2 protein-coding genes and 1 pseudogene are annotated in these 11282 nt (G+C 66.5%); 1 reads left to right on the top strand and 2 read right to left on the bottom strand.

Going from position 1 to position 11282, the window contains the following annotated elements; all coding sequences use genetic code 11:
* Positions 1-144: 144 nt before the first annotated feature.
* A pseudogene (locus IAE38_RS24350) lies at positions 145-3204 on the bottom strand (non-ribosomal peptide synthetase); the annotation flags it as partial.
* A gap of 487 nt (positions 3205-3691) precedes the next feature.
* Positions 3692-10030: a non-ribosomal peptide synthetase gene (locus tag IAE38_RS15430; RefSeq protein WP_201218208.1), complete on the bottom strand. Its 6339-nt coding sequence runs from the start codon at positions 10028-10030 to the stop codon at positions 3692-3694.
* A gap of 414 nt (positions 10031-10444) precedes the next feature.
* Here IAE38_RS15430 and IAE38_RS15425 point away from each other — a divergent pair, with 414 nt between their 5' ends.
* Positions 10445-11224 carry a helix-turn-helix transcriptional regulator gene (locus IAE38_RS15425; RefSeq protein ID WP_201164150.1) on the top strand — a complete coding sequence of 260 codons (780 nt, stop codon included), beginning with the start codon at positions 10445-10447 and terminating at the stop codon, positions 11222-11224.
* Positions 11225-11282 lie beyond the last annotated feature (58 nt).

The following is an 11282-nucleotide window of genomic DNA, read 5'->3' as shown; positions in this document are numbered from 1 at the left end:
GGCCGCCTGGTCCAGCTGGATCAGGCTGAGCATGTCCGGGGTGATGTGGGTGGCGTGCTCGGGTACGCGGTTGGGCGGCACCTGGGCTTCCTGGCTTGCCCCCACCACTGCCGCCAGCGCTGCCACGGTGGGCTGGGCGAACAGCACACGCACGTCTATGGCCATGCCTGCACGGCGCAGCCGTTCGACCAGGGTTACAGCCAGCAGCGAGTGGCCGCCCAGCTCGAAGAAATTGTCATGCCGCCCTACCCGTTCCACGCCCAGCACCTGGGCCCATACCTGAGCCATCGCGACTTCGGTTGGGGTAAGCGGCGCGGTGAAGGCGGCACTGGCCAGGCTTGTTGTGTCGGGGTCCGGCAGCGCCCGGCGGTCGAGTTTGCCATGGCTGGTCAGCGGCAGTTCATCCAGGCCGATGAAGGCCTGCGGCACCATGTGCCCAGGCAGGCAAGCCTGCAAGGCGTCGCGTAGCAGCGCAGGGTCAAGCGGTTGTGCCTGGGTGTACCAGGCCAGCAGGCGCCCGTCGCGCACCAGCACCACGGCCTGGCTCACGCCGGGTTGCGCATTCAAGGTTGCTTCAATTTCGCCCAGCTCGACACGCACGCCACGGACCTTGACCTGGTCGTCATTGCGGCCCACGTAGTCCAGCGTGCCATCCGCGTTCCAGCGTACCAGGTCGCCCGTGCGGTATAGACGGGCATTGGCCTGTTCGCTGAACGGGTCGGCCATGAACCGCTCCTGCGTCAGGGCCTGGCGGTTGAAGTAGCCACGCGCTACCTGGGCACCGCCCAGGTACAGCTCGCCCACCACCCCAACGGGCACCGGTTGCAGGCCAGTGTCCAGCACGTAGGCACGGGTGTTGGCGATGGGCGTACCCATATGCAGCGCGCCGCCTGGTTGCACCTGGCCGGAGGTAGCCACCACGGTGACCTCGGTTGGGCCGTAGTTGTTGACCAGGGCAAAGCCTGGGTCGCGGTCGAACTGGCGCAGCCGGTCACCGCCTACCAGCAGGGTGCGCAAGGTGGCGTGCTGCTGCTCGCGGCCAAGCGCCTGCTCGGCCACGGGAGTGGGCAGAAAGCTGACGGTAAGGGGTTGCTGCAGCCACCAGTCGAGCAGTTCTTCCACGTGCTCGTTGCCGATGTGCGCCGGCGGCAGGTGCAAGGTGGCGCCGGCACACAGGGCCGGCCAGGCTTCCCAGGCAAAGGCATCGAAGCCGAAACCGGCAACGCTCGAGACCTGGGCGCCTGCGCCTACGGCGAATGCCTGGCAATGCCAATGCACCAGGTTGGCCAGGGCCTGATGTTCGATCATTACGCCCTTGGGTTGGCCGGTGGAGCCTGAGGTGTACACCAGGTAAGCCAGTTGCTGGGCGTCCAGCCCGGGCACCTGTGGGTTGGCCACGTTGGCCGCGTAGGTGTCGGCGTGGTCCATGTTCAGGCGCGGCACATCTGCCGGCAGGCCTGCCAGTTTGGACTCCGCCAGCACCCACGCCGGCGCGCTGTCTGCCAGCAGGTAGGCGATGCGGTCGGCAGGGTAGCCGGGGTCTACCGGCACGTAGGCAGCGCCGGCCTTGAGTACACCCAGCACGCCGACCAGCCTGTTGCAATTGCGCGGCAGGCACAGGGCGACACGGTCACCAACGGTTACACCCAACGCCATCAAGCGGTGGGCCAGCTGGTTGGCCTGCTGGTTGAGCTGCGCGTAGGTAAGCGCATGTTCGCCCTGCACCACCGCCAGGGCGGCCGGCACCTGGGCTGCGCGGGCTTCGACCAGCGCGTGCACCGTATTGCCCTGGGGATACACGCTGACCGTGTCGTTGAACCGGCGCAACACCTGCTCACGCTCGCCGTGCGGCAGTACCGGCAGGCACTGCAGTTGTGCATCTGGCGCCTGCTCCAGGGCGTCCACCAGGCTGGTCAGTACCTGCTGGAACTGCCCGCACAGACGGTGCGCGCCCCACTCGGGCAGGCTCTGCACGGTCAGGCGCAGGTCTTCGCCCAGGTCATCCACGCTAACGGTCAGCGGGTAGTCGGTACGTTCCTCGGCGCCGACGATGTCGATGCCTGGCGCTACGGGGATGATCTCGTCAGCATCACCGGCGTCGCTGTGGCGATAGTTGAGCATGCTGTTGAACAGCGGGGCCGGTGCGGGCACGCCGCTGCAACGCTGGGCCAGTGCCAGCGAGGCCTGTTCATGGGCCAGCAGGCCGCACAGACGCTTATGGGTAGCCAGCAGCCCGTCGCGCACGCCCAGTGCCCCCAGGTCGATGCGCAATGGCAGGGTATTGATGAACATGCCCAGCGCTTGCTCGCCGCCCTCGCCGGTGGTCATGCGCCCGAGCAGGACGCTACCGAACACCACGGCCTGGCGGCCAGACAGCTGGCCAACCAGCCGGGCAAAGCCCAGGTGCAGCACGCTGGCAGGGCTGACACCCAACTGCCGGGCCTGGCTGCGCAGGCGTTGCGCCAAGGTGGCTGGCAGGGTCAGGCGCGCCTGCTGCAGAGGTTCATCGGTTCTGGCCTGCACGCCGAATGCAAGGGTGGGCTCGTCGATATCACCCAGCATGGCTTCGAAGAACCCGGCATGAGCCTGCTCATCCAGCGCCTGGCGCGAAGCCGCCAGCACGTTGCGAAACGGCATGGGCGGCGCTAGCTGGGCCTCGGCCCCCGCCAGGTGGGCCTGGATTTCCCGGCGTACGATGTCCAGCGCGGTGTGGTCCATGATCACGTGATGGAACATCAGCAGGCCAACCCATTGCTCACCTTCACCCTGGGCATGGGCCAGTTGCATCAAGGGCGCCTGGCGCAGGTCGAGGCGGTAACGGCGTGGGTTGAAGCGCTCGCACAGGCTTGCCAGGGCATCGGGCCCCTTCAGCGGCAACGCTTCGCGCACCAGCGCGGCTTCGCGCCATACCACCTGGACGGGCGCGTCCAGGTATTCCCAGTGCAGCGCGGTGCGCAGTATGTCGTGGCGCTGGATGACCCACTGCAGGGCGTGGGCGAATGCGTCCAGGTGGGCCTTGCTGGCAAAGCGCAGTTGCACCTGTGACAGGTAGGGGTCGCCATCGGTGGCAGACAGGTAGTGGTACAGCATGCCCTGCTGCAGGGGAGCCAGCGGGTAGATGTCCTGCACATTGGCAGCACCGCCCGGCACACTGTCGACGATGCGGTCGATGGCCGATTGCTCCAGCGTGACCAGCGGCAGCATGTCGGGGGTGATGCGCAAGGCCGGGCTGAGCCAGTCGTCATCCTGTGACGCAAGCATCTCCAGCAACGCGGGCTTGTGCCGCGACAGCGCCTCCCACAGCTGGTCGTCCAGGGTTTCGTCGTCGCCCAGGACGATCAGGTCCTGGTCTTCACGCTGGAGTCGGATCGCACGGGTGGAAAGAGCAGCCATCAGTTCGCTGAAGTGCATCGGTAAGCATCCTGCTTTGCCTGGAATGGGTAGTGGCCGACACGCTAATGGATCGTGACTGGGCGGTCTGACATGGGAAGCGGGGACAAGGGGGATATGCCTGATGGGATGGGCGCTGAGAGGTGTTCGCTGAGAGGTGTGCGTCGTGGCGGGTGCGGCGCTTGTAAGATCGAGCGCCGCCCGCGCGGCGCATCGCGAGCTGCGCTCGCTCCTACGTTTGTTTCGGGCCAGTAACGCCCGTGACCGGTGCGCGTGTACGCCTGGTTTGCCTAAGCAGATGTCACAGGCGCCTGCGCTTGCCCAGGCTGGGGATGGTGGTCGCCGGGATCACGACCTGCTCCTGTTCCGGCCGGGTGCTGGCTGCCAGGCCCGACAAGGTAGGTTGGCTGAACAAGGTCCTGGCATCGACGTGCAGGCCGGCCTGGCGCATGCGTGCGACCAGGCCGACCGCCAGCAGTGAGTGCCCGCCCAACTCGAAGAAGTTGTCATCCCGGCCGACCTGCTCGATTTTCAGCACCTCGGCCCAGATCGCTGCAAGCGCTGCTTCCACCTCCCCCTGCGGCGCGTGGTAGGCGCGGCTGATCACCGCGTGTGCATCCGGTTCTGGCAATGCAGCGCGGTCCAGCTTGCCGTTGGCACTCAGTGGCAGGTGCGCCAACGCCACGAACGCCTGGGGCACCATGTACTCGGGCATGCACCCCAGCAGGTGGCTGCGCAGTACTGCCAGGGCGGGTGCCGACGTACCGGGGCGGCAGGTGAAATACGCCACCAGGCGCTCGTCGCGCATCAGCACCACCGCCTGGTCCACCGCGGGGTGGGCCGCCAGGGAGGCTTCGATTTCACCCAGCTCCACGCGCAAGCCACGCAACTTGACCTGGAAATCATTGCGCCCGATGAAATCCAGCTGGCCATCGGCCCGGTAGCGCACCAGGTCACCCGTGCGGTACAGCCGGTCGCCGTCGACGAACGGGCTGGCGATGAAGCGCTCGGCCTGCAACTGCGCCAGCCCCAGGTAGCCGCGCGCCACGCCAACCCCGCCAATGTGCAGCTGCCCCACCGCCCCCACCGGCACCGGGCGATCATGTTGATCGAGCACGTACAAACGGGTATTGGCAATCGCCCTGCCGATCGGCGGCGCCTGCTCGGGTACGGGTTCGTGGGGCTGCAAGGTCCAAGCGGTGCTGTCCACCGTTGCCTCGGTGGGGCCGTACACGTTGTGCACCCGCACCTTGGGCAGGCGTTGGCGCACGCTGCGCAGCAAGGCCACGGTCAGGTCGCCGCCACCACAGAAAATGTCGGTCAGGCTGGTGCAACGCTCCACGCCGGGCTGTTCCAGAAACGAGTGCAGCAACGCGGGTACGAACTTGACCACCGTCACCTGCCGGGCCTGCACCAGCGCTACCAGGTAAGCCGGGTCACGATGGCCATCCGGGCGGGCCAGTACCAGGCGCAACCCGGCGGTGAGCGGCCAGAACAGTTCCCACACCGAGCCGTCGAAGGTGCACGGCGCCCTTTGCAGCAACGCGTCACCCGGCCGTGGTGGGCGAATGTGCGAGCCCCAGTGCATGAGGTTGCACAGGCCGCGGTGTTCGATCATCACGCCCTTGGGTATGCCGGTCGAGCCTGAGGTGTACATCACATAGGCCAAGTGCCTGGGCCCCAGGCCCCCCACCTGCGGGTTGCCGACTGCGCTGGCTTGCCAGCCATCAGTGTCCAGGTCGAGCACGGGGCACGGCGCATTACCGAACAAGCCACGGGTAGCGCCCTGTACCAGCACGGCCAGCGGTTCACTGTCCTGCAGCATGAAGCGCAGGCGCTCTTCAGGGTATTCCGGGTCCAGCGGCACATAGGCGCCGCCCGCCTTCATCACCCCGAGCAAGGCCACCATCAGGCAGATGCCACGCTCTATACACACCCCCACCCGGCGGTCCGGGCCCACACCCAATGCGATCAGATGATGGGCCAGCCGGTTGGCCTGTTCATTCAGGCATTGGTAGCTCAGGCTGCCTTGCTCGTCCTGTACGGCGATGGCATCGGGGGTACGGTGTACCTGTGCCTCGAACAATGCAGGCAGGGTCTGGCCATAAGGGCTGCTGCGGTCCTCGCTGTCGTTGAAACCGTGCAGCAGCAGTTGCAGTTCGCCCTCCGGGATCGGGCACAGCGTGTGCAGCCCGGCGGTGTTCTGGGACGCCAGGGCGTGGTTGAGCTGGCCCAAGGCCTCGAGCAGAAAGCCCAGTACCCGCTGTGCACCCAGGGCACAGGGCGCCCGCACGGCCAGTTGCAACGCATCACCAAGGTCATCCACGGTCAGCACCAAACCGTGGCTGTGCACTTCGCTGGCCTCCACCAGTTCCACCCCGGGCAGCACCTGGCCAAAGCCCACGCCGCCCTGGCGGTAGTTCACCAGGCTGTCGAACAGCGGCGTGCCCGCGGGCTGGCCACTGCATTGCTGGGCGAGGATCAACGGTGCATCTTCATGGGCAAGCAACGCCGCTAACCCCGCGTGGGTATCGCTCAGCGCCTGCTGGGGCGAGCAGTCGGCCAGCTGGACGCACAGCGGCAGGCTGTTGATGAACATACCCATGGCACGGTCGGCGCCGGGCCCGGCCATGCTGCGCCCCAGCAACACCGTGCCGAGCACCACCTGGTCGCGGCCGCCGAGGCTACCCAGCACCTGGGCCCAGGCCAGGTGCAGCAGGCTGGCGAGGCTGGCACCGTGCCTACGGGATTGCAGGCGCAGCCCAGTGATCAGTTCAGGCTGCAGGTCGAGGGTGCGGCTTTCCACGTCCTGTTCGTCCAGCGTTGCCCCGCCCCACCCTTGCAAAGGTGGCTGCGGCTGGCGCTCGGCAAGCTGATTGCGGAAAAACGCCTCATGGGCGGCCTGGCGCTCGGGGCGTGTGCTGACGGCCACGTAGTCGCGATAGGGTACCGGCACCGGTAACTGCTGCGCCTGCCCGGCCATGCAGGCGCGCAGCTCGCCCAGCAGCACCTGGAGCGAAACCGCGTCGTTGACCAGGTGATGGAAGCGCAGCAGGCCTCGCCAACGGCCTTGCGCAGCGTCCTGGGTATACACCAGGGCCATCATGGGCGCTGCCAGCAACGACAACGGCTGTAGCTGTGGGTCAAAGTGGCTGCGCAACTGCTCGGCCGGGCCGTGCCAGTGCTGTACCGGCAAGCGGGCGTTTCGCCACACGACCTGCTGGGGTGCCTGCAGGCCTTCCCAGACAAGGCTGGTGCGCAGGATGTCGTGGCGATCGATGATCTGCTGCAGCGCCTCGGCGAACGCCTGCAACTGCTCGGCCGTGGTGAAGGCAAACAGCGCCTGCTGCTGGTACGGGTCCCGCGCATCGGTCACATGGTGGTACAGCAGCCCCTGCTGCAAGGGCGCCAGGGGGTAGATTTCCTGCACATTGGCGGCGCCGCCCGGCACGGTGCCCACGATGTGGTCGATGGTGGCCTGGCCCAGGGAGGTGAGCGGCAACATCGGCGGGGTAATGCACTGGCAGCCCGGGGGGACGGCGCGCGCCGGCGTGGCCACGGTGTCGATGGGGCGAGCGCTGGCCGCCAGCGCGGCCAGGGTGGATTGCCCAAACAGCACCTGCACATCGGCTTGCAGGCCTTGCTGACGCATGCGCTCGATCAATTGCACCGCAAGCAGCGAGTGGCCGCCCAGCTCGAAGAAGTGGTCACGCCGGCCCACACGTTCAACCTGCAACAGCTCGGCCCATAACTGTGCCAGGCAGCACTCAACCTCGCCCTGCGGCGGCTCATGCTCACGCCGTACGCTGGCCGCTTCGTCTGCTGCCGGCAAGGCGCGCCGGTCCAGCTTGCCGTTGGCTGTCAACGGCCAGCGAGCAACGCGTACGTAGGCCGCCGGTAGCAACGCGACGGGCAGGCGGTCACGCAGATGATCATGCAGTTCGCGGGGCGCGACCGTCTGGTCTGCCATGAACCAGGCCTGCAACTGCCCTTCACGCAGCATGACCACTGCTTCGCCCACTGCCGCGTGGCTGCACAGCGCCGCCTCGATTTCGGCCAACTCTACCCGTACCCCGCGGATCTTCACCTGGTCGTCGTTGCGCCCCAGGTACTGCAATGCACCATCTGGCTGCCAGCGCACCCAGTCGCCGGTGCGGTACATACGCGCCCCCGGCTGCGGGCTGAACGGGTCGTGCAGAAAGTGCTCGGCGGTCATCTGCGGCTGGTTCAGGTAGCCACGGGCAACGCCTTCGCCACCGATGTACAACTCACCGGCCGCGCCAACCGGCAGCTGGCTGCGCTGCGCATCCAGCACGTACAGCCGGGTGTTGGCCACCGGGCCGCCAATGTGCAACGGGCCGCCGGGTACCACCAGGCCCGACGTCGCCACCACCGTGGTTTCTGTGGGGCCGTAGTTGTTGATCACCTGGTAGCCGCGCTCGCGGCCAAGACGGCGCAAGCGGTCGCCCCCCACCAGCAGGGTGCGCAAGGTCGGGTGCTGGTGGCCTTGGGCAAAGGCGTGCTCGGCCACAGGGGTTGGCAGAAAACTCACGTCCAGTGGCTGGGCACGCCACCAGGCCAGCAATGCATCGATGTCTTCGGCGCCGTCGCGCACAGGCGCCAAGTGCAAGGTCGCCCCGCAGCACAGTGCCGGCCAGGTTTCCCAGGCCATGGCGTCGAAGCCAAAGCCGGCGACGCTGGACTGATGGCGACCTGGGCCGAGGTCGAAGCGGCTGCAATGCCAATCGACCAGGTTGGCCAGCATGCGTTGCTCCACCATCACGCCTTTGGGTTGCCCGGTCGAGCCGGAGGTATAAATGACGTAGGCCAGGTGCTCGGGTGACTGCGGCAGGAACCTGAAGCCGGCGGCGGGCTGGCCCTGCCATGCAAACCGGTCCAACTCGATCTGCGGCCGGCCATGGGCAGGCAGGCGCTCACTGAAGCGCGACAAGGTCAGCACCACCTGCGGCGCGCTGTCGCGCAGCAGGTAGGCAATACGCTCTGTGGGGTGGGTGGCGTCGATCGGTACGTAGGCAGCCCCGCTTTTGAGCACCGCCAGCAGCCCTGCCAAGGTGTCCAGCCCGCGCTGGCCCACCACCGCCACCCGCTGCTCGGGGGTGACGCCCAGGCTTGCCAGGTGCTGGGCCAGCAAGGTCGCCCGGCGGTCCAGTTCGCCATAGCTCAGTTGGTGTTCACCGAAGCGCGCAGCAATGGTATGCGGGCGGGTGTTGGCCTGCCACTCGATGCGCCGCTGGATCAACGCCGCGTCGCCTGCGGCCAGCGTGCGCCCCGTGTCGTTCCAGCGCCGCAGGCTGTGTTGATCTGCCTCGGTCAGCACCACGAACGCAGCCACCGCCAGCTGCGGCTGGGCCAGGCCCTGCTCCAGCACATGCAGCAGACGCGCCGCCAGGGCCTGCACTTCGTCGTCCGCCAGCCATGCGCGATCATGCACCAGGTGCAGGCGCGCGGCGCCGGTGTGGGTGTTGCAGCGCAGGTGAATACTCAGCGGTGCAGGTTCATGGCCGTTGCTGATCATCACGGTATGGCTGGCGGTGTCACCGATGCACAGGGCGTTGGTGTCCTCCTCAAACGACACCAGCACTTCGAACAGCCGTGCTCGCCCGCCAGGTTGAACTGCCAGTTCGCGCTGCAACGCGCTAAGGGCGTAGCGTTGATGGCGAAAGTCCTGTTTCAGCGCCTCGGCAATGCCCTGGACCAACGGCGCAAACGCCAACGCGCGACCGAAGCCCATGCGCAATGCACTCACTTGCGTGAACAGCCCAAGCGTGGCCTTGAACTGTGCATTGCTGCGGTTGCGCACAGGTAAGCCCACCACCCATTCATCGCGTTGCCAAGTGCGGCTCACACACACGTGCAGCGCGGCCAGCAATACGTGGAATGGCGAGGCGTTCAGCGGCGCGGCCAGCCCGCGCATGCGTGCCAGCAGGCTTGGGGCAAACGCCAGTTCCAGCGCGCCACTCGGCGAGGGGGCGTGCTCAGGTTGTTGGCGGGGTTGCAACAGCGGGTCGGGTAGGCTTGCATACCGGGCCAGCCAGTAGGCACGGTCCTTGGCGTGGCGCGCAGAGGCCTGATAGCGGGCATCGTCTTCGATGAAGGTTGTGTAGGACGGTGCGCTGCCCGGCAGGGGCTGGCCCAGTTCAAGCTGCCGGTACAGGTGGGCAAGCTGCTTGAACCATTGATCGACACCCCAGCCGTCCAGCACCAGGTGGTGAGCCTTGAGCGCCAACAGGTGTTGATGCTCGTCGATGCGCACCAGCATCACCCCCCATAGAGGCGCTGTGCTCAGTTCGAAAGGCGTTTGCATCCAGCCCTGTAGCAGGGCGCGTGCTGCCTGTAGCGGGTCTTGACTGGCCTGCACGTCATCCACTGCAAAGCGCACAGGCGTGGCGCCGGCAAAGCACTGGCGCGCGATGCCCTGGTCGGTGACCAGCGCAGCCCGCAGCCCATCGTGCAGCCGCGCCAAGTGCGCAATGGCCTGCTCCAGCCGTGCCTGGTCCACCGGGCCGTGCACATGCAGGTAGGCGCCAATGTTATACAGCGGCGAAGGCCCGTGGCTGAGCTGGTCCAGCCAGATGTCCTGCTGGGCAACGGTCAGGTCGAAAGTGTCGGCGACGGGCATGATTCGGCAGGTCCTTCTGATTGATCATCCGCCGATTCAACCACTGGCCCTGCGCGCTGTATGGCCTGTTAAACCCGGACATCCCGCCAGTTGCAGCCGTTGGCTTAATGTTGTGTAGGACATTGGCTATAAGCCTGCGCGTGTGATGGCGCACGGCATACCGTATGCGTCGCGATCCGGTCGCAACCGTCGCAGTTCTGACGTCAAAATGCTGGCATCCTGCAATCTCACCGGTCGCCGCACGCTCGGCCCGGCCTTTCCACAGCGGCAGACCATGGCATTTTCTGTCCCCGATTCCCATTACAGACGCCCAGGCCCTGGCGGGCTTGAATAGGTGCCAACCACATCCGCCCCAACGTCGAGGAACGCCTGAGCGCGCACCTGCCGCAAACCTTTGGCTACAGGAAAACAGACATGATGCTGAGCAGCCCCCGCGAACACCGCCCCGACCCGCAACTGTACCTGCAGTTGGGCGAACTCATCGCCGGCACCGGTGGCGCAGGCTTTGCCGGGCAGATGCTGCGGCTGGTGCAGGCCCAGGTGTTCGTGCATTGGCTGGAGCTCAGTGAATGGACACTCGACCTGCCCCAGGCCGAGCCCAGCACTATCCAGGTACTGGGCAGCGCCGGGCTGGATCCTGTGCAGCACAGTGGCCGCTGCTTGCGTCAGCCGCTGCTGCAACGCATCCGGCAGATGCACGACCCGCTGCTGATCGAGTTCAAGGCTTCTCACGGCAGTTGCCAGCAGCACAACAGCCACCAGTGCCATGTGGTGTCCTGCAGCGGGAGCAAGCGCTGGGTCATCAGCTTTCACCGGCAGCCCAGCCAGCCGGCCTTCTCCCTCGGCGACCTGTCACAGCTCAAGAACCTGTGCGAAACCTTGCTGCCCTTGGTGGAACACCACGGCCAGTTACTGGACCACAGTATTCGCCCTCCTGGTAGCGCACCGAACGATTCGGAACCCACTGCGCTGCGCCAGGCCTTTGCCGAGCGCTTGAGCAAGGAGGCGGTGAGGCTGTCGGTGCGGGAACAGGAAGTGTGCCTGGGCCTGCTCACCGGGGGCACCGTTCCAGAAATGGCCCAGCGCCTGAATGTGAAGAACAGCTCGGTGGAGACCTACCTCAAGCGCGCCACCGCCAAGCTCGGTGTGAGTGGCCGACATGGCCTGGCCAAGTGGATGGCCGGGGCCTCCTAACCTGAAAGCGGCATCGTGTAACTAAATAATGCATTTGATAATGATTCGTAGTACTTTC

It is taken from the genome of Pseudomonas sp. S32 (assembly GCF_016648095.1).
Classification (GTDB): domain Bacteria; phylum Pseudomonadota; class Gammaproteobacteria; order Pseudomonadales; family Pseudomonadaceae; genus Aquipseudomonas; species Aquipseudomonas parafulva.
Note: the sequence above shows the minus strand (reverse complement) of the source record. Positions and strands in the feature narration are given on the sequence as shown.